This is a genomic window from Tundrisphaera macrotermitis (assembly GCF_051175315.1).
Taxonomy (GTDB): domain Bacteria; phylum Planctomycetota; class Planctomycetia; order Isosphaerales; family Isosphaeraceae; genus Tundrisphaera.
Window position 1 is genome coordinate 5,648,883 of the sequence record NZ_CP195100.1, and the last position, 20,036, is coordinate 5,668,918.

At 67.2% G+C, this 20,036-nt stretch carries 11 protein-coding genes; 9 read left to right on the top strand and 2 right to left on the bottom strand.

Annotation, left to right across the window (positions count from 1 at the left end; genetic code table 11):
* Positions 1 to 67 precede the first annotated feature (67 nt).
* From TA3x_RS22890 to TA3x_RS22905, 4 genes are read left to right on the top strand one after another with little or no spacing between them, the layout of a single operon-like run.
* The gene (locus TA3x_RS22890; RefSeq protein ID WP_435016992.1) at positions 68 to 1,312 is read left to right on the top strand and encodes a PP2C family protein-serine/threonine phosphatase; all 1,245 of its coding nucleotides are present in this window, start codon (positions 68 to 70) and stop codon (positions 1,310 to 1,312) included.
* Positions 1,309 to 3,660, top strand: coding sequence for a PAS domain S-box protein (locus TA3x_RS22895; RefSeq protein ID WP_435016993.1), 2,352 nt, complete (start codon positions 1,309 to 1,311; stop codon positions 3,658 to 3,660). The genes TA3x_RS22890 and TA3x_RS22895 overlap by 4 nt, the downstream gene beginning before the upstream one ends.
* Before the next feature lie 26 nt (positions 3,661 to 3,686).
* Entirely contained in the window at positions 3,687 to 4,058 is a 372-nt protein-coding gene (locus TA3x_RS22900; protein WP_435016994.1) for a response regulator, read from the top strand.
* Positions 4,059 to 4,060: 2 nt separating this feature from the next.
* Positions 4,061 to 4,495: a hypothetical protein gene (locus TA3x_RS22905; protein ID WP_435016995.1), complete on the top strand. Its 435-nt coding sequence runs from the start codon at positions 4,061 to 4,063 to the stop codon at positions 4,493 to 4,495.
* 8 nt (positions 4,496 to 4,503) lie between these two features.
* Here TA3x_RS22905 and TA3x_RS22910 read toward each other — a convergent pair whose 3' ends face one another.
* Positions 4,504 to 5,616, bottom strand: coding sequence for a hypothetical protein (locus tag TA3x_RS22910; RefSeq protein WP_435016996.1), 1,113 nt, complete (start codon positions 5,614 to 5,616; stop codon positions 4,504 to 4,506).
* Between the two features lie 456 nt (positions 5,617 to 6,072).
* Here TA3x_RS22910 and TA3x_RS22915 point away from each other — a divergent pair, with 456 nt between their 5' ends.
* The 5 genes from TA3x_RS22915 to treZ (TA3x_RS22935) all read left to right on the top strand — a co-directional run bounded on the left by TA3x_RS22915 (position 6,073) and on the right by treZ (TA3x_RS22935) (position 17,125).
* Positions 6,073 to 7,539 (top strand): MFS transporter, encoded by a 1,467-nt coding sequence (locus TA3x_RS22915; protein WP_435016997.1) that lies wholly within the window; start codon positions 6,073 to 6,075, stop codon positions 7,537 to 7,539.
* A 107-nt stretch (positions 7,540 to 7,646) separates the two neighbouring features.
* Entirely contained in the window at positions 7,647 to 9,650 is a 2,004-nt protein-coding gene (locus TA3x_RS22920; RefSeq protein WP_435016998.1) for an alpha-1,4-glucan--maltose-1-phosphate maltosyltransferase, read from the top strand.
* Positions 9,651 to 9,673: 23 nt separating this feature from the next.
* Complete coding sequence (gene glgB, locus TA3x_RS22925; protein ID WP_435016999.1) at positions 9,674 to 13,249, top strand: 1,4-alpha-glucan branching protein GlgB; 3,576 nt, start codon at positions 9,674 to 9,676, stop codon at positions 13,247 to 13,249.
* Entirely contained in the window at positions 13,249 to 15,105 is a 1,857-nt protein-coding gene (gene treZ, locus TA3x_RS22930) for a malto-oligosyltrehalose trehalohydrolase (protein ID WP_435017000.1), read from the top strand. The genes glgB and treZ (TA3x_RS22930) overlap by 1 nt, the downstream gene beginning before the upstream one ends.
* 178 nt (positions 15,106 to 15,283) lie before the next feature.
* Positions 15,284 to 17,125: a malto-oligosyltrehalose trehalohydrolase gene (gene treZ, locus TA3x_RS22935; protein WP_435017001.1), complete on the top strand. Its 1,842-nt coding sequence runs from the start codon at positions 15,284 to 15,286 to the stop codon at positions 17,123 to 17,125.
* Positions 17,126 to 17,201: 76 nt separating this feature from the next.
* Here treZ (TA3x_RS22935) and TA3x_RS22940 read toward each other — a convergent pair whose 3' ends face one another.
* On the bottom strand, positions 17,202 to 19,589 hold the full coding sequence (locus TA3x_RS22940) for a TolC family protein (RefSeq protein WP_435017002.1): 2,388 nt from the start codon (positions 19,587 to 19,589) through the stop codon (positions 17,202 to 17,204).
* Positions 19,590 to 20,036: the final 447 nt, after the last annotated feature.

Consider the following 20,036-nt stretch of genomic DNA (forward strand, 5'->3'; position numbering starts at 1 on the left):
AGATGTCAGGGATGGGGGACGAACGCGTCGGGGCAGATGGCAGGGCCCGAGGGGTCGAAGGGGTCCAATGACCAATCGGTTGGGTTCGGTCCTGGTCGTCGACGACGACGCGAATAACCGCGACATCCTGTCGCGACGTTTGCGACGCCTGGGCTATGACGTCGAGGTGGGCGCGGACGGCCAGCGGGCGTTGGACCTCGTCGCCGCCCGGCCATTCGACGTCGTCTTGCTCGACGTGATGATGCCGGGGCTGGATGGCTTCGAGGTCCTTGCGAAGATCCGCGAGGCCCATCCCCCCACGGCGTTGCCGGTCATCATGGCCACCGCCAAGGACGAGAGCGAGGATGTAATCCGGGCGCTCGGGTCGGGCGCGAACGATTACGTGACCAAGCCGCTCGATTTCCCGGTGGTCGCCGCCCGGGTCCGTTCCCAGGTCGAGTTGAAGCGCGCCGTCGATCAGGTCCGGGAACTGGAGCGGCAGCTGTCGGATCGGAATCGGGAGTTGGAGCGGGCCAATGAGAGGATGTCGCGCGACCTCCGCGCCGCCGCCCGGGTCCAGGAGGCGTTGCTGCCCCACCCCAGCCCGGACCTGCCCGGGCTCGACGTGGCCTGGGCATTCCGCCCATGCGACGAACTGGCCGGCGACGGCCTGAATGCGATCGCGTTGGATGGGCACCGCGTGGCGCTCTACGTCCTCGACGTGAGCGGCCACGGCGTCGCGGCCTCGATGATGTCGGTGAGCCTGGCGCGGCTGCTCTCGTCGCCGGCCGACGCCTCCTCGATCCTGATCCGGGGCGGCGACGGGCCCGAACGTCACGAGATCCTCTCGGCCTCGGAGGTCGCGGGACGCTTGAACCGGCTCTTCCCCTTCGAGTCCACGGCCGAGCAATATTCGACCCTGGCCTTCGGCATCCTGGATACCAAGGCCGGCACCTTGCGCTACACCCTCGCCGGGCACCCCGGCCCGATTCACCTGCCCGCCGACTCGTCCCCGCGGATCCTGGCGGGGCGCGGTTTCCCGGTCGGTCTGGCCGAGATCCCGTACCAGGAGCATGCCGTGGACCTGAAGGTTGGCGATCGCCTTTTCCTTTACTCCGACGGCATCCCCGACGCCCCCGACCTCCGGAACCAGCCCTATGGACAGGAACGGCTGATGGCGGCGATCGAGGCCCATCGCGGCGAGCCGCTCGGCGATGCGGTGGCCGCGATCATGGCCGACGTCGAGCGATGGTGCCAGGGGGAAAGCATGCGTGACGACGTGTCCCTACTGGCCGTGGAAGTTCGACAACGCGAAGAGGGCCTCGGCACATGACGGACGAGCGAGCCCCCTACGAGGACGCCGCGACCGTGGTCGTCGCGAAGAGCCGGATCACCGAGCGCAAGTTGCTCTGGGGCTTCGGGCTGGTCCTGATCGTCCTCGCCGGCAACGCCCTGATCTCCTATCGCATCCTGGGCGACATGATGGTGAGCAGCCATCGCGTCGTGAAGGCCCGCGCGATCCTCGACGAAGTCGACGAGATCGCCTCGGAACTCCGCGATGCGGAGACGGCCCGCCGGCTCTACATCAACGGCGGGGACCCGGCCGAGCTGGAGGAATTCGAAGAATCGGCCGAGCAGATCATCCAGAAGATCGACTTCCTCATCGAGCTGACGGCCGACGACCCCAAGCTTTCCGAGAAGGTCGCCCGGCTCGATGCCCTTGCCCGTTCCCACATTCATGACCCTCGACCCCATCGCGCGGCGATGGAGCTGGCACGAAAGACGGGACTTCGGGCCCGGACCCCCTGGGCGACCGGCGGCCGGTCCCACATGGGCCTGGAGGCGATGACCCGCCTGGTCACCGAGATCCACAACTCCGAGTCCCGGCTCGTGGAGGAACGGCTCTCGCGGCGGCCGAACGGGATCTATAGCGCGATGGCGACCTTCTCGGTCGCATCGACCCTGTCCCTGCTGCTGACCGGTTTGATCTATGTCCTGGTGCGTCGCTACCTGGCGGAACGATCGCGAGCCGAGCGGACGCTCCAGGAGAGCGAGACCCGGGTCCGGCTCCTCCTCGAATCCGCGGGCGAGGGGGTCTACGGGGTCGATGCGGGGGGCCGGTGCACGTTCTGCAACCCGGCGGCGCTCGACTTGCTCGGATTCGCCGACCCGTCGGAAGTGCTCGGCCGGAACATGCACGACCTGATCCACCAGAAGTGCGCGGAGGGGAAGACCCCGGGCGGCTGCGCCTGCTCGATCGATAAGGCGTTGCTCACCGGGCAGGGCGTCCTCGGCGAGGAGGAGATGTTCTGGCGCACCGACGGGACGCCGTTCCCGGTCGAATACCGAGCCCACCCGATCCGCAAGGAGGGGGAGACCCAGGGGGCCGTGGTCACGTTCGTCGACATCGCCCCGAAGCGCCAGGCCGAGGTCGCGATGAGGCTCCGCGACCGGGCCCTCCAGGCGATCGCCCAGGGCATCTTCATCACCGACCCGGCCCGTTCCGACGAGCCAATCATCTATGTCAATGATGCCTTCGAGCGCCTCACCGGCTATTCGCAGGAGGAGGTCGAGGGTCGGGACATCGGGATCCTGTTCGGGCCGCTGACCGATGCGACCGCCAAGGATCGGCTCCATCAGGCGTTCCAGGACCGCCACGAAACGTCGGTCGAGATGCTCTCGTACCGGAGAGACGGGACAGCCTTCTGGATCAGCCTGTCGGTCGCCCCGGTCTTGCGCGGCGATTGCTCGGTGTCCCACTTCGTCGGCGTGGTCACCGACATCACCGAGCGGAAGGAGGCGGAGGAAGCCCTCCGCGCCGCCAAGGAAGCGGCCGAGATGGCCAGCCGCGCCAAGAGTTCCTTCCTGGCCAACATGAGCCACGAGCTGCGCACGCCCTTGAACGCGATCATCGGCTACAGCGAGATGCTGGAGGAGGATTGCCGCGAGATCGGCCGCGAGGAGTTCATCCCCGACCTGGAGCGGATCCGGGGCGCGGGCAAGCATCTCCTCGCCCTGATCAACGACGTCCTCGACCTGAGCAAGATCGAGGCGGGCAGGATGGACCTGTTCCTCGAATCGTTCGACATCAGCGAACTGGTGCGCGGGGTCGCGAGCACGATCGGGCCGATCGCCGCCAAGGCGGGCAATTCCCTGGTGATCGACTGCCCGGACGACCTCGGCCTGATCCGGGCCGATGCGACCAAGGTCCGCCAGTCGCTGCTGAACCTGTTGAGCAACGCGGTCAAGTTCACGGAGAAAGGGACGATCATCCTCCGCGTCTCCCGGTCCGGCGACCCGGAGAACGGCCAGCTCACCATGAGCGTGATCGACAACGGGATCGGGATGTCGCCCGACGAGATCGGTCGCCTGTTCCGGCCGTTCACCCAGGCCGATGCCTCGACCACGAGGAAATACGGCGGGACGGGGCTCGGGCTGACGATCACGAGGCGATTTTGCGAGATGATGGGTGGGAGGATCGAGGTGGAGAGCCAGCCCGACCGGGGTTCGACCTTCTCGATCTTCCTCCCCACCGAAGTCGTCCCGGCCCGGGCCGTCGCGGATCAGCCGGAAGATCCCCCGTCGCGATCGGCGCCGAAGTTCGATAGCCCCCGGCCTCACCCGGAGGGCCGCCGTCGGGCCGAGGTCGACGCCACGCCGGTGGGCGGGACTTCCCCATGACGGTCCGGATTGGAGCCGCCGCGGTCATGGCAAGGATTTTGCTCGTCGAGGACAACGAGTTGAACCGAGACATGCTCTCGCGCCGGCTGCGTCGCTACGGATTCGAGGTCGAGATGGCCGCGGATGGCCTGCGAGGGCTGGAGGCGGCCCGGCTCGGCTCGTTCGACCTGATCCTGATGGACCTCAGCCTGCCGGAGATCGACGGGTGGGAAGCGACCCGTCGCCTCAAGGCTGACCCGCAGACCCAGGCCATCCCGATCATCGCACTGTCGGCCCACGCGATGTCCGGGGATCGCGAACGGGCCATCGAGGCCGGGTGCGACGACTACGATAGCAAGCCCGTGGAACTCGCCCGGTTGCTGGCCAAGATCCGGGCCACCCTCCCGCATGGGGATTGAGCATGAACCTTCCCGATCGATCCGAGCCAGGCGAGGTCGACCCCGGGGCCCGGTTTCGCCACGACCTGCTGACGCCGGTGAATCACATCCTCGGGTACTGCTCGCTCCTGATCGATTCGGCCCGGATGCGCGACGCCCGCGAGCAGCTGATCGACCTCCGGTCGCTGTTCGATGAGGGCCGGCGAGTCCTCGACGTGATCGAGGACATCTTGCCCCGGGACCCGGCCCCCGATCAGAGGCTCGACTATGCGCTCCTGGCGGTCCGCCTGGCCGGCCCGGCCGATGCGATCGTCCGGAGTTGCAATCGCCTGGAGACGATCCCCTCGGATCACCGCGACCTCGATCGCGGCGAGTATCTGGACGACCTGCTGCAAATCAAGGAAGCATCCCAGCGTCTGATCGAAATGGCCCATCGCGGCCCGTCCGCTCGAGCTTGACCGTCGGATCAGGCGTCGGCCGACTTCCTCCCCCGGCGAGCCCGGAGGAAGAGGAGGGCGGTGGCGGAGGCCGACCACAGGGCGATGGTCGTCGGCTCCGGGACGGGGGCCGGATCGACGAACTGGGCGGCCAGGAGCAGGCTGTTGTTCTTGGCCTTGAAGTCCCGGCTCAGGAGGTCGCGGACCGCCGATTCGCTGAAGACCGCATTGGGGTCGGTCATCATCCGCCAGCTGGCGTTGCGGGCATCGATGAAGTTGCCGGTGGCGTCGTGCACTTCCGGCACTCCGAAGGCCAGCATCAGCTCGTGGGCGAGGTTGTGGGCGACGATCCAGGCCAGCTGATCGACGTTGTTCGCGGCCCGCCCCGCCTGATCGATGAAGGTGAATCCGTCGCCGCCGACCTGGGTCATCCCGATGGCTTCGGGCATCTGGGGGTTCGCGGTGTTGGAGACCAGGCTGAGGGTGTGGGCAGCGGGCACGCGGCGGTCGGTCGTGAGGTCGATCGGCACGTTGGAGAGGGCGAAGGTCCGCTCGACCCGGCTCTTCACCAACCCCTCGAAGTTGGTGCGGGCCACGTCGTTGGGCGGGCCGCCGAACAGGCGATTGACCTGGGGGCTGTTCCACCAAACCTGCGCACCGCCCCGGGTCACGGCCGCTTCGGCGGCGTACGGGCCACCCCCCAGATTCAGGAATGCATCGGCGGTCGCCTGGCCGATCGGCACGGGGGCGGAGAATGTGGTGACCTCCGCCGGGGGGGCCTGCCGAGCCAACATGACCGGGGCCGGTGCCACCACCGGAGCCGGAGCCGCAACCGGGGCGGCGGCCTGGATCAGCATCGCCGGAGCTGGAGCCGGAGCCGGGGCGGCGACCACCGGGGACGAGACGGCGATCCGAAGGGGGGGCGTGGACGTCGTCGGGGCCGGAGTGTAGGCGGAGGGATTGGTCGTGCCGAGGGTGAGGCCGAGAACGGGCGAGGCGTATCTCGGGGCATACGAGACGGTCGAACCGCCCGAGGAGATCGATGAGGTGGTGGCCAGGGTCAGGATGGGAGCCGCGTGTGCGGCGGACCCGACCAGTCCGAAAATCAGTACCCCTCGGGCGACCGCTTTGGCTACGACCATGAGCGAACCTCCTTGTTCGGCGTTTGGAGCGGTCGTCTTCCGTGACGACTCACCAACGATCGCCATCCGTCACGCCGAGAGAGTGTGTCAGGCCGGGGCTTGACACGATCGAGGGGTCGTACCGAGCGTTAAGATATTTATGGAGTGCAATAAACTGCGGAGGGGCGACGACGCTGTTAACAAGCACATGGCGGGCCATCCCATAGAAGCTTCAAAGAAAGATCCGGTTCATTCTGCGCAAAATATTAAGCGATAGCGATTTAGATTTTTCAAGACCGGAACGTCCATGTTTTTCGACGCCCGATCTTCGGACGATCCGTTGTAACCCCTACCATCCGTTGTAGAACTTTCCAAACGGCCTCGTCACGGTCGTGTCATTTTTTACCTGGCATGGACTGTGCTTCGGTTCCGGCCCCAAGCGATCCCCCGGGTTGTGTCATTCCGAGGCCTGATCCAATGACTGTGGTCCCTACCGAGTTTGCACGCCCATTCAAATCCGACGTCCCCGCGCGTATGGACCGGCTTCCCTGGGGCGGTTGGCACTGGCGGGTCGTGATTGCGCTTGGCGTGACCTGGATCATCGACGGGCTGGAAGTGACGCTGATCGGATCGGTAGGGGGCGTTCTCCAGGATCGCCGCAGCCTCCACTTCACGCCGGACCAGATCGGAGCCTTGGGAACGTCCTATCTCATCGGAGCCGTCTTCGGGTCGCTGGGCTTCGGCTACCTGACCGACCGGCTCGGCCGCAAGAAGCTGTTCACGGCCACGCTGGGCCTCTACCTGGTCTCCGCGATCCTGACGGCCTTCGCCTGGGACTTCTGGAGCTTCGCCTTCTTCCGATTCCTGACCGGGGCGGGCATCGGGGGCGAATACTCGGCGATCAACTCGGCGATCGATGAACTGATCCCGGCACGGGTCCGGGGCCGCGTCGACCTCGCCATCAATGGCACTTATTGGATCGGCGCCGCGATCGGGGCCCTGTCGACGCTGGTCCTGCTGGACCCCCGATACTTTGCCGTCGACGTGGGCTGGCGCGTCGGGTTCGGGATCGGGGCCGCGCTCGGCCTGATCATCATCTTCTACCGCAATCACGTCCCGGAGAGCCCGCGATGGCTGATGACACACGGCCAGCCCGATGAGGCGGATCGTGTGGTGACCGAGATCGAGGCCCACCTGACCGGGGAAGGCAAGACGCTCGACCCGCCCCAAGGCACGATCACCGTCAAACCACGGCCGGCGATCGGCTTCGGGGAGATTGCCCGGACGATGGTGCACACCTATCCGGGACGCACCACGCTCGGCCTCACGCTGATGATTTCCCAGGCGTTCCTCTATAACGCCATCTTCTTCACCTATGCGCTGGTCCTGACCAATTTCTACATGGTGCCCGCCGATCGCACCGGGCTTTACATCGTGCCGTTCGCCGTGGGTAACTTCCTTGGGCCGATCCTGATGGGCCACCTGTTCGACACGGTGGGACGCAAGCCGATGATCGCGGCCACCTATTCGATCTCGGCGATCCTGCTCGCCGCGACCGGGTGGCTGTTCGCCAACGATTACCTGACCGCGACGACGCAGACGGCCCTGTGGTCGGTGATTTTCTTCTTCGCCTCGGCGGCGTCCAGCTCGGCCTACCTGACGGTGAGCGAGGTCTTCCCGCTGGAGATGCGGGGCATGGCGATCGCCCTGTTCTACTCGGCCGGGACGGCCGTGGGCGGTACGGCCGCCCCGTGGCTGTTCGGCTACCTGATCGGCACCAAGTCGCGCATGTTCCTGTTCTATGGCTACCTCTTCGCGTCGCTGCTGCTCGCGGTCGCCGTGGTGGTGACGCTGATCTTCGGGGTCAAGGCCGAGGGGGCATCCCTGGAATCGGTGGCCCGTCCGCTGACGTCCGGGGATCCGGAGGATGATCTCGACGCGTGATGTTCGGCGGGCGGCATGCTTGTTGCACCCGCCCATCGGCTCGAAGATGATGCGGAGATTGGACGGGCCGAGCGTGCCCCGAAGATCCGGCAACCCGAGGGTGCGTCATGACGGCGGTAGGTGGAACGGGGGGCCGACTGGCCCCATCTCGGGTCATCATCGAGGGGGTCTCCCCCGAGATCGATCAAGGACGATTCCCGATCAAGCGGACCCCGGGCGAAGACGTGGTGGTCTCCGCCGACATCTTCGCCGAAGGGCATGATGTGGTCCGCGCGGTGGTCAAGTACCGGGCGGTCGGGTCGCCGGAGTGGTCGGAAACGCCGCTCACCCTGCTGACGAACGACCGATGGACCGGATCGTTCCGGGTCGAGGGACGGGGACGGATCGAATACACGATTGAAGCGTGGGTCGACCGCTTCGATTCCTGGCACAAGGAGCTGGGCAAGAAGGCCGAGGCCCAGCAGGACGTGGCCAGCGAACTCCTCGAAGGCGCGGAACTCGTCCGAGCGGGTTCCGCCCGGGCCAAGGGGAATGATGCGGCCTGGTTGAAGTCGAGGGCCGATGTGCTGGCGCGAGGCGGCGAACAGGGCGGCCGGATCGCCGCGGCGCTCGACCCGGAACTCTCGGCCATCATGGATCGGTACCCGGACCGGAGCCGGGGTGCGACCTACGATCGGACCCTGCTGGTCCTGATCGAGCGTGAGCGCGCCCGCTATGGCGCCTGGTACGAGATGTTCCCCCGCTCGGCGTCCCCGGTCCCCGGCCAGCACGGCACGTTCAAGGACGTGGAAGCCCGCCTGCCCTATGTGGCCAGCATGGGTTTCGACGTCCTTTATCTGCCGCCCATCCACCCGATCGGGCGGTCGTTCCGCAAGGGTCCGAACAACACCCTGACGCCCGGCCCCGATGATCCGGGCAGCCCGTGGGCGATCGGCGGCCCGGAGGGGGGCCACAAGTCGGTCCACCCCCAACTCGGCACCTTCGAAGACTTCGACCATCTGGTCGCGGCGGCCAAGAAACTCGGCATCGAGATCGCGCTGGATATCGCGTTCCAGTGCTCTCCCGACCATCCCTACGTCAAGGAACACCCCGAGTGGTTCCGCCATCGTCCCGACGGGACGATCAAATACGCGGAGAACCCACCCAAGAAGTACCAGGATATCTATCCGATCGATTTCGAGTCGGACGACTGGGAGGCCCTCTACGCCGAGATGCGGGACATCTTCCTGTTCTGGATCGGGCACGGGGTTAACATCTTCCGGGTCGACAACCCCCACACCAAGCCGTTCCGATTCTGGGACTGGGTCATCGATCAGGTCCGCCAGCGGCACCCCGACACGATCTTCCTGGCCGAGGCCTTCACCCGGCCCAAGATCATGAAGAGGCTGGCCAAGGGCGGGTATCCCCAGTCCTACAGCTACTTCACCTGGCGAACCGCCAAGGGGCCGATCACCGAGTATTTCACGGAATTGACCCAGACCGATTCCGTCGAGTACATGCGGCCGAATCTGTTCGCCAACACCCCCGACATCCTCCACGAGTCTCTCCAGGTCGGCGGCCGCCCCGGCTTCCAGCTCCGGCTCGTCCTGGCGGCGACCCTGGGCGCCACCTACGGCATCTATGGCCCGCCCTTCGAACAGTGCGTGGGCCAGGCCTGGAAGCCGGGCTCGGAGGAATATCTCGACTCGGAGAAATACCAGATCCGCCACTGGGACCTGGATGCCCCGGGGAATCTGCGGGACTTCATCGCCCGGGTCAATACGATCCGCCGCGAGAATCCGGCCCTCCACCAGGATCGCAACCTGCGGTTCTACCACATCGACAACGATGAGATGATCGTTTATGGGAAGGCCACGGCCGACCTGTCCAACATCATCATCGTGGTCGTGAACCTGAACCCGCACCATGCCCAGTCGGGTTGGCTCCGCCTCCCCACCGAGGAACTGGGCCTGGGGTCCGACTACCAGGTCCACGACCTGCTCAGCGATGCCCGATACCTGTGGCATGGCGAATGGAATTACGTCCGGCTCGATCCGTTCACGGTCCCGGCCCATATCTTCCGGGTCCGACGCAAGGTGAAAAACGAGCGGGATTTCGACTATTTCGTGTGATTGGCCTGGGGGGTCAGGGAACGATGTCGGTTGCGCCAATCAGACGCGGGTGGGATGCCTTGCTGGAAGGCGAAGCCCGCCAGGTCCTGGAAAGGGATCTGCTCCCTCCCTTCCTCAACCGGCAGCGATGGTTCGCCGGCAAGGCCCGGCCCATCGATCGGGTCCGGATCGTCGATGCGGTCGGGGGGCCGGGCCTGCCCGAGACGACCCGGCTCGCCCTGATCTCGGTCACGTTCAACGACGGGGGGACGGATCGCTACTTCCTTCCCCTGGGCCTGATGTTCGGCGCCGAGGCCGAGGTCTTCTCGCGGGATCGGCCCGGCCCCTCGATCGGACGCCTGGATCGCTCCAAGGGGGGGCCGGTCCTGGTGGTCGATAGCCTGTCCCAGCCCGGGGTCGGGCAGGCCTTGCTGGAAGCGATCGCCGAGGGCCGATCCTTCCGAGGGTCCGCGGGGACCTTGCAAGCCAGCTCGACCTCGGCATTCGCGGCCGCCCGCGGGGACGATGCGAAGCCATTGCCGGCGCGGGGCGGGACGGCCGAGCAGAGTAACTCGGCGGTGATCTATGGCGATCGCCTGATCCTCAAGATCTTCCGCCGCCTCGAACCCGGCATCAATCCGGACTTCGAGATCGGCCGGTTCCTGTCCGAGCGGACCGACTTCCACGCCATCCCCCGGACGGCCGGGGCCCTGATCTTCGAGTCGGAGCAGGACGGCGGCCAGCCCTTGATGATCGGCATCCTCCAGGGGCTCGTCCCGAATCAGGGGACCGGCTGGGAGCATGCCCTTCGGGAACTGGGGGATTTCTACCGGCGTATCCCGTCCGGATCCAGCGTTCCGGCCGCCGAGGGCCTGTCCTGGACCGAACTGGCCGGAACCGAGCCCCCGGCCGAGGTCGCCGACGCGATCGGCTCTTATCTCAAGGATGCCGCGACCCTGGGCCGACGGACCGCCGAGCTGCATCGGGCCATGGCCAGCGACCCGGATGACCCGGCGTTCGCGCCGGCCCGGCTGGAACCATCCGACCTCGCCGAACTGGCCGGGGAGATCCGGACCCAGGTCGAGACCGCCCTGGACGCCCTGCGATCGACCTTCGACCGGCTGCCGGCCGAGGCGAAAGAACAGGCGACCGGCGTCCTGGCCGGCGGGCCCTCCCTGCTCGCCAAACTCGACGCCCTGCCGGGCCTGAACGTCGATTCGACCCGGATCCGGGTCCACGGCGATTACCATCTCGGCCAGGTCCTGCGGACCGACGACGACTTCGTGATCCTCGACTTCGAGGGGGAGCCGGCCAAGCCGTTCGCCCGGCGGGTGGCCAAGCAGATCCCGCTCAAGGACGTGGTCGGCATGATCCGGTCGTTCGACTACGCCGCCTTCGCCGCCTTGTTCGCGCACGAGGCCGAGTACCCCGGCTCGTTCGAGGCCCTCGCCCCCTGGGCCAAAGCGTGGCGGTCCTGGGTCTCGGCATCCTTCCTCCGCTCCTACCTCGACGTGGCCGAGGGCGCATCGTTCCTGCCCGCCGATCGATCCGCCCTGTCGGCCTTGCTCGACGCCCAGTTGCTCGACAAGGCGCTGTACGAACTGCTCTACGAACTCAACAACCGTCCCGACTGGGTCCGCATCCCGTTGCAAGGAATCGCCGCTTTGATCCCCCCGGCCGCTTCGACTTCATCCCCGCCCGCCGAAACGACCCGCAAGCCGTCCTCATCCGCGACGGACATCGGCGACTTCGACCTCCACCTGCTGGCCGAGGGCAATCACTGGCGGTCGTACGACAAGCTGGGCGCGCACCTGGTGGAGCGGGATGGAGTCTCCGGGACCCGGTTCGTGGTCTGGGCCCCTAACGCCAGGGCGGTCGGCGTGATCGGGCCGTTCAACGACTGGCATCCCGATGCCGACCCGATGTCCCGCCTCGGCCATTCCGGCCTCTGGGAGCGATTCATCCCCGGGGTCGGGCCGGGCATGGCCTACAAATATGCGATGACCTCGGCGGTGGGCGACTACAGGGCGGACAAGGCCGACCCCTACGCGTTCGCCGCAGAAGTTCGTCCCGGCACGGCATCCCGCGTCGCCGACCTCGACGCCTATGCCTGGAAGGACCAAGAATGGATGGCCAACCGGGCGGCGGTCCAGGCGTCGGGCGCCCCGCAGTCGATCTATGAGGTGCATCTCGGCTCCTGGATGCGCGGGCCGGACCACCGATGGCTGACCTATGCCGAGCTGGCCGAGAAGCTCGCCGACTACGTGCTCCGGATGGGCTTCACCCACGTCGAGCTGATGCCGATCGCCGAGCATCCGTTCGACGGGAGCTGGGGCTATCAGGTCACCGCCTACTTCGCGCCCACCAGCCGCTTCGGCACGCCCGACGAGTTCATGGGCTTCATCGACGCCCTCCACGCGAAGGGGATCGGGGTCATCCTCGACTGGGTCCCGGCGCACTTCCCCCGGGACGAGCACGGCCTGGGCTACTTCGACGGGACCCATCTCTATGAGCATTCGGACCCGCGCCAGGGGTTGCACAAGGACTGGAACACGGCGATCTTCAACTTCGGCCGCCCGCAGGTGGTCAACTTCCTGATCGCTAATGCCCTGTTCTGGCTCGACAAATATCACATCGACGGGCTCCGGGTGGATGCGGTGGCGTCGATGCTCTATCGCGACTACTCGCGACAGCCGGGGGAGTGGGTCCCCAACGAGTTCGGGGGCCGCGAGAACCTGGAAGCGATCGCCCTGCTCCGCAAGTTCAACGAGCAGGTGCATTCCGCCTTCCCCGACGTCCTGACCATCGCCGAGGAGTCCACCGCCTGGCCCATGGTCTCGAAGCCGACCAGCGTGGGCGGGCTGGGGTTCGACCTAAAGTGGGACCTGGGTTGGATGCACGACACCCTGTCCTACTTCGAGAAGGATCCGATCCACCGCCGACACCACCACAATCAGCTCACGTTCCGGGGCCTGTACGCCTACACGGAGAACTTCGTCCTGCCGCTGTCGCACGACGAGGTGGTCTATGGCAAGGGCTCGCTCCTCGCCAAGATGCCCGGCGATACCTGGCAGAGGTTCGCCAACTTGCGACTCCTGCTCGGCTACCAGTACGCCCTCCCCGGCAAGAAGCTGCTGTTCATGGGGGATGAGTTCGGCCAGTGGCGCGAGTGGGACCATGATGGCCAGCTCGACTGGGGCCTGCTGGACGACCCGATGCATTCCGGCCTGAAACGATGGGTCCGGGATCTCAACACCCTGTATCGGGGGGAGCCGGCCTGGCATGTCCTGGAGCAGAGCCCCGAGGGATTCGTCTGGGTGGATGCCAACGACGCCGAGCAGAGCGTCCTGAGCTTCATCCGCCGTGGGCCTTCGGGGGATGACCTCCTGCTGTTCGTTGCCAACTTCACCCCGGTCCCCCGCCACAATTACCGCGTCGGCGTCCCCCGATCCGGCCGCTGGGAAGAGATCCTCAACGGCGATGCCCCCCTCTACGGCGGGAGCGGCCAGGGGAACATCGGCGGTGCGAGCACCGCGCCGGTGTCGGCCCACGGCCATCACCAGTCGTTGAATCTCACCCTCCCGCCGCTGGCCATCATCGCATTCAGGGCCCCTCGGTGATGCCCTGGCGACCCTCGCTCGGGGCCTGGCCCGAAACCGGCGGGATCCGGTTCCGCGTCTGGGCCCCGAGGGCCGAGCGAGTCTCGGTCGTCCTCGAAGGGGCGTCCGAGGAGATCCCGCTCGATCGATTCGACGACGGCACCTTCGGCGCCATCACGCCGCGAGCGGGTGTCGGAGATCGCTATCGCTACCGGGTCGACGGGGCCGGCCCCTTCCCCGACCCGGCCTCCCGATCGCAACCCGAGGGGGTCCACGGCCCCTCGGAGATCCTCGATCCATCGCGGTTTGCCTGGACGGATCATGTGTGGCGCGGGCCGGATCGGGACGGCCTCTCGATCTACGAGCTGCACATCGGCAGCTTCACGCCCGAGGGGACGTACGCGGCGGCGGCCGGGCGGCTCGAAGCCTTGCGGGACCTCGGGGTGACGGCCATCGAGGTCCTGCCGCTCAACGACTTCCCCGGCCGATGGGGCTGGGGCTACGACGGCGTGGCCCTGTTCGCGCCGGCGCGGTGCTACGGGTCGACCGACGACCTGCGTCGCTTCGTCGATCATGCGCATTCCCTGGGGCTGGCGGTGCTGCTCGACGTGGTCCACAACCACCTCGGCCCGGACGGCAACTACACCGGCTGCTTCAGCGCAGACTACACGTCGCCCGGGCGGCCGACCCCCTGGGGCCCGGCGATCAACCTCCTGGACGAAGGCTCGGAGATGGTCCGGGCCTTCTTCGCGGAAAGCTGCCTGCACTGGCTGCACGAGTACCACTTCGACGGCTTCCGATTCGATGCGACCCATGCGCTGGTCGATGGGGATCGGCCCCTCTGCGCCGAGATCGTGGCGAAGGCGCGGGCCGCGATCACCGACCGCACCCTGATCTTCGTGGCCGAGGACCATCGCAACCTGGACATGATTGTCCGCCCGGCCTCCGTGGGCGGCTGGGACCTGGACGGGGTGTGGGCCGATGACTTCCATCACTTCATGCGGTGCTATCTGACCGGGGACGCCGACGGGGTGTACCAAGACTTCGAGGGGACCACGGCCAATCTCGCCGCCACGATCGGCCGGGGCTGGTTCTTCCGGGGCGAGTGGTCGGCGTATCGCGAGAAATACCGGGGCACCGACCCGACCGGGATCCCGCCCCAGCGGTTCATCTTCTGCACCCAGAATCACGATCGGATCGGCAACCGCGGGCGCGGCGAACGGCTGAACCATGACCTCGACCCCGCCACCTTCCGCGCCGCGACCGCCGCCCTGCTCTGCTCCCCCGAGACGCCGATGCTGTTCATGGGGCAGGAATGGGCCGCTTCGACGCCGTTCTTCTATTTCACCGACCACAAGGAAGAACTCGGCGTCCTGATCCACGAAGGCCGGCGGACGGAGTTCCGCAAATATCGCGACTTCGCCGATCCGGCCCGGCTCGCGCTCATCCCCGATCCCCAGGCCGAGGCGACGTTCCGCGCCGGCGTCCTGGACTGGACCGAGCGGGACCGCGAGCCGCACGCGGGCGTGTGGCGACTGCACCATGCCTTGCTTGAACTGCGGAAGGACCCGGCCTTTCGAGATGGCGGATTCGATGCCCAGCCCGTCGGCGACGATGGCCTCGCGCTCCGGCTCGGCATCGGGACGGGTCATGAGTTGCGGGCGGTGATCCGACTGCGGGGCGAGGGCGATCTGGCCCCGGGATGGCCATCCGGCGGGACCGGCGATGGCGAGGTCGTCCTGCAGACGGAGGATGCGTCCTTCGTGACCGATCCCGAGCCGATCGCGATCGTGCCCGCCCGTCTCCCGACCGCCTATCGGTTTCGCCGGCCCGGGGCGATCGTGATGCGATGGGCGACGGCGAAACCCTCCGCATGAGTCCGGCGGTTGATCGAGGGGAAATTCTTCAGCGGGATCGGGTGTTCCCGAGCAAAGGGTCCGAAAGGTGCGGTGTAGGGATTATCCCTATTTCCGTACCATTGATCGCATCTTCAGGCGTATTTAAACTCATGCCCGATGATGAGATCCTGGCCCTGATTCGCGAGGGTGGCCCGCATTGATCGATGATCCCGAAGTCCCTCCGGTCGGCGTGATTCCAATCGATGACCAGACCGCTCACTTCCGGGTGTGGGCGGATAAAGCGAAGTCTGTCGAACTCGTCCTCGGCACCGGCGAGGCGTCTCAAACCATCGCCATGGAGGACGAGGGGCGCGGTTTCTACGGCGCGACGGTCCCCAGGCCGAAGGCCGGCGACCGGTATGCCTACAAGCTCGATGGCGGCGAGCCGAAGCCCGACCCGGTCTCCCGGTGGCAGCCGGATGGCGTGGCGGCCCCCTCGGCGGTCTTCGACCCCGGCGGGTTCGTCTGGGACGAAGGGGGCTGGAACGGGATCGCCCGCGACAAGCTCGTCTTCTACGAGCTGCACGTCGGGACCTTCACGCCCGAAGGGACGTTCGATGCCGTCATCCCCCGGCTGCCCGACCTCGTGGAACTGGGCATCACCGCCATCGAGATCATGCCCGTCGCCCAGTTCCCGGGGGAGTGCAGTTGGGGCTACGACGGCGTGCATCCGTTCGCCGTCCAGAACACCTACGGGGGTCCCGAGGGGCTCCATCGGCTGGTCGAGGCGTGCCACAGGGCGGGGCTGGCGATCTTCCTGGACGTGATCTACAACCACTTCGGGCCCGAGGCGAACGTCTTCCCCGAGTTCGCCTCCTATCTCACCGAGAAGTCCAAGACCGACTGGGGCCCCGCGGTCAACTTCGACGATCGCGGCTGCGACCCGGTCCGGGCCATGGTGATCGACAATGTCCGCATGTGGATCGGTGCTTATCGGTTCGATGGGCTGAGGCTCGACGCGGCCGACCAGATCTACGATCGGGGGCCGACGCCGATCCTGGCCGACGTTTCGCGGGTGGCGCATGCCGAGGGGCTGAAGCTGGGCCGGCCGGTCTACCTGTTCGCCGAGACCGACCTCAATGATGCTCCCCGGTTCCTGGGCGATCTCGACCGGGGCGGGTACGGGCTCGATGGCCACTGGACCGATGACTTCCACCACGCCGCCCACGTGGTCCTCACCGGCGAGACCAACGGCTACTACGAGGACTTCGCCGACGGGCCCGCCGCACTGGCCAAGGCGTACCGGTCCATCTTCGTCAACGACGGCGCGTACAGCCCGTTCCGGGGTCGCAGGCACGGCACGCCCGCGACCGGGATGACCGGCGATCGGTTCGTCGCGTTCACCCAGAACCATGACCAGGTCGGCAACCGATTCAAGTCCGACCGGCATGGCACCAGCCTGCCGCCGGAGCGGGGCCGATTGGCCGCGGGGATCCTCCTCCTCGCCCCGCGCCTCCCCCTGCTGTTTATGGGCGAGGAGTATTTCGAGTCCCGGCCGTTCCCGTTCTTCTGCGACTTCAAGGATGAGGAACTGACCAGGGCCGTCCGCGAAGGGCGCAAGAAGGAGTTTGCTTACTTCGGATGGGAAGGCGAGGTGCCCGACCCGTTCGATCGGAAGACGCGCGACTCGGCGGTGCTCTCCTGGACCTGGGCCGATGATCCGACCCGCGCCGGCCTGCGACGCCTCTACCAGACCCTGATCCGGCTGCGTCGCGAGGTCCCGGCGCTGCGGGATTTCCGGACGCCGCGCGCCCGCCTGCTGGGCGAGGCCGGCCTGCCCGACGTCCTGGAACTGATCCGCGAGGCCGACGATCCGACCCGGACGTTGCGGATCCTCTACAACCTCGGCGACGAGCGGCGGGACCTGCCCGGCGAACTGGCGGGCGATGGGCCTTCCCTGCGATCCGAGGTCGGAGAGTTCGGCGGGTCGGCGGGCGAGGAGGCCGGCCCGGGTCGCCTGGCCCCTCGCGAGTTCGCGATCTTCGGCCCGCTGGCCTGATCGGCGAAATCAAAAAGGCCGGCCCCGATTGATTCGGGGCCGGCCTGGTTCGCGGTTCGATCATCCCACCCGTCGATCAGCCGGGCGGCAGCGGCGGGAGTTCCGACTCGGGCGGGAGCGGGGGCAAGGTCATCGGGATGTCCTGGATCGGCTCGCCGGCCGGCAAGGGCGGCAGGTCGTTGCCGTTGGAGACGGGGAGTTCCGGCAGCGGCGCGGGGGCCGATTCGGGGACCGGGATCATCTCCGGAGGCGAAGCCGGGGCCGGGGCCTTGGCCTGGATCACCCCAGGTTCGGTGATCCCGCCGGAGACCGGGAGGTTCTCCGAGAGCGAGTTGGGCTCGCCGGCCGGGATCGTGGGGGCGATCGGGGTGGGGGGCGGCCCGAGCGGCCCGACCGGGGCCGGGAAGAGGGCCTTCGGACCCTCCTGGATGGCGTTGGGCGGGCTCATCGGCGGTACCGGGTCGGGGATCACCGGGGCGACGACCGGGGCGGGCTTGTAGGAGCCGTCGAGCGGGACGTGGAACTGGCGATGGCCGGCCCGCTGATCCTTGGCCTGTACATAGGCCTTGCGGGGCGACGGGCCCTCGTCGACCGCGATGTTGTCGTAGGCCAGCAGGGTCCCCTTGGCCTCTTCGAGGGCCGCGATCGAGGTGTTGTAGCTGGTCTTGTACTGGGCTTCCTGGGCGATCGCGTTGGCGTACTGGCTGACGGCGTCCAGGAGGCGGTCGATGGTGATCTTCCCTTCCTCGTAGAACGCCCTCTGGGCTTCCAAACGCTGCGAGGCCGCGGCCCGGAGCCGCTTGGCGGTCCGGAACTGCTTGTAGTTGGCATCCACTTCCAGGAAGAAGCGGTGCAGCGAGTGGGTCGTCTGGTGGACGATCTGCTGGAGGAACGCACGCTGGCGAAGGAGCTGATATTGGGCCTGGCGGACGTTGGCCAGGGGGGCCCGGAAGCCGATCGTCATCGAGTAGGTCAGGCCAATCTGCCACTGGTTGAAGCCGCGGTAATCCTGGGGCTGGGCATTCAGGCCGGCGGCCCTCTGCCTCTGGGCGACCAGGGGATTGATGGCCCGCAGCGAGGCCCCTGCGGCCACGGCCTCGGCGCTGTCGAGGCTATCGCCCAGCCCGTTGAACTGGTACAGGGCGTTCAGGTTCAACTGTGGCAGGAGCTGGTTCCGCTGGAGGAGCAGCTGGAGTTCGGTGAGCCGGACCAAAAGCTGCTGCTGGACGATGTCGGGCTGGAAGGCGAGCATCTGGGCCAGGCTGGTCTCGTAGTCGGGCTCGATCCGGGCCTCGGTCGGCTCGGTGGCGGGCACGATCCGGCGATTATCCGCGGGCGGCAGGCCCAGGATGTTCCGGAGCTGACGCTCGGTGGTGACCACGTCCGAGGTGGCCGTGACGAGCTGGAGCCGGAAGTTCTCGAGTTGCTGCTCGGCCTCGGCGACGTCGGCCTGGGTGGCCCGGCCCACTTCCAATTCCGCCCGTTCGCGGCGGAGGATCTCCTCGCCGAGGTTCACCGCGGTCTCGCGGCTCCAGAGCTGGATCTGCTGCTGCGACAGGGCCCAGTACTGCTGCTCGATCGACCGGACGTGGGCCATGATCGAGGCCTTGAAGTTCCACACCGAGGCGTCGGCGTTGAGCCGGGCGATCACGATGTTGGCCCGGTTGGCTTCCAGGCCGCTCGGGTTCTGGGCGGTGCCGCCCAGCAAGGGCTGGGTGATCGAGAGGTTGGTGTTGGTCGTGTAGGCCGACGGGAAGGCGTTGGCCGGGCTGTTCGAGTAGAGGTAGCTGACGTTGTGCTGCACCTGGAGGATGGCACCGGTGGCCGCCCTCTTCTGCAACGTCGTCTGGAACGTCGCGGTGTCCTGGGTGAAGATGACCGGGAAGCGGGGCCCGGCCTCGAACACGCCCGCCGCGAGGCTGTTGTTCTGCGGGGCGGTGCTGTTGCCCCAGAGGATGCTGGTGGTGAAGTTGGCGTCGAAGTTGGCCAACGCCGTGGCGATCTGAGTCTCCTGGATCGCCGGGTCATAGACCGAGGACAGGGTGCCCGCACCCAGCGAACTGGCCACGCCGGCACCGGCCCCGGTGTTCAGCGGCGTCGGCTCGAAGCCGCCGACCGGGATCCCCTGGGCGCCCAGCGAGATCACCCGCACGACCTCGGAGTTATCCAGGCCGATCCGGATCGCCTCGGGCAGGGTGAGATGCCAGATCTCCTCCGCCTCGGGGTTCTCGGTGGTCCGGGGCGGGGCCACCTTCGGCAGCGACATCGGGAGATTGCCGGTGAACGGCTTCTCGGCGAAGTTCGCCTGCTTCACCTCGCGATCCTCGGCGGCGATCTTCGCCATCGGGTCGTGGGGGACCGCCTTGGACTGGTCGAGGTACGGGACTCTCTGGCATCCGGCCATGCCGGTCAGGGCCACGATGGTCGCCAGCGTGAGCCGGTTCGCGAGATTGGTCAATCGCATGGCCAGTCCATCCTTGACATTGAGCGCCATGTGCCGAGCGGGGCGAGGCCGCAAGGTCCCATCCCTTCGCCCGAGGCGGCCGGGACGGGCACGCCCTCCAGCGGCAGTCGGCCGTGCAGGAAAGTCCGCACCGGCCCACGTTGGTCTTTGGAACCTCACGATGACCACGCCCTCCCCATCCTTGGGCCGCCGGCCCGCATCCCGCATGTCGATCGACGCCGGTCCGCAAGGCGATCCTTCGCCGGGCGAGAACACGACCGATCGGTATCGTTGGTTTGTATCGGGCGTCGCGGGAGTGCGTCTTGAGGGGAGTTTGCGGATTGTATGGAAAGTCCGGGTCGGGGCCAGGTCAGTCCAGTCGATCCGCGCAACCAAGCAAGCGAGCCACGCCTCGAATTCACGAGGCGTGGCCGTTATCTACTCGGAATTGATCGATCGAGCAATAGC